The following is a 778-nucleotide window of genomic DNA, read 5'->3' as shown; positions in this document are numbered from 1 at the left end:
TTTCCACGCGCGTACGCTTCGGCAACGAGATGGGCCACACCTTCTTCAAGATCGATTCGGAAGAGGCGGCCTGGAGCAGCGGCAGCAAGATCGAAGGCGGCAACAGCGGCTACCGTCCGGCGGTCAAGGGCGGCTACTTCCCGGTGCCGCCGACCGACTCGCTGCAGGACCTGCGCGCCGAGATGTGCAAGACCCTGGAGCAGGTCGGCATCGAAGTCGAAGTGCACCACCACGAAGTGGCCACCGCCGGCCAGTGCGAGATCGGCACCAAGTTCAACTCGCTGGTGAAGAAGGCCGACGAACTGATGATGATGAAGTACATCATCAAGAACGTCGCCTACCGCAACGGCAAGACCGCGACCTTCATGCCCAAGCCGATCGTCGGCGACAACGGCTCGGGCATGCACGTGCACCAGTCGCTGGCCAAGGGCGGCACCAACCTGTTCTCCGGCGACGGCTACGGCGGCCTGTCGCAGATGGCGCTGTGGTACATCGGCGGCATCTTCAAGCACGCCAAGGCAATCAACGCCTTCACCAATTCCGGCACCAACAGCTACAAGCGCCTGGTCCCGGGCTTCGAGGCGCCGGTGATGCTGGCCTACTCGGCGCGCAACCGTTCGGCCTCGTGCCGCATTCCGTGGGTGTCCAACCCGAAGGCGCGCCGCATCGAGATCCGCTTCCCGGATCCGCTGCAGTCCGGCTACCTGACCTTCGCCGCGCTGATGATGGCCGGCCTGGACGGCATCAAGAACCAGATCGACCCGGGCGCGCCCAGCGA

1 pseudogene is annotated in these 778 nt (G+C 64.8%); it reads left to right on the top strand.

Annotated features, from left to right (window positions below):
- Positions 1-778 (top strand): annotated as a pseudogene (gene glnA / locus CEK69_RS20920) (glutamine synthetase); the annotation flags it as partial.

The organism is Xanthomonas sp. LMG 12462 (genome assembly GCF_009192885.1).
GTDB lineage: Bacteria > Pseudomonadota > Gammaproteobacteria > Xanthomonadales > Xanthomonadaceae > Xanthomonas_A > Xanthomonas_A sontii.
This window is presented reverse-complemented; position numbering and strand designations above follow the sequence as displayed.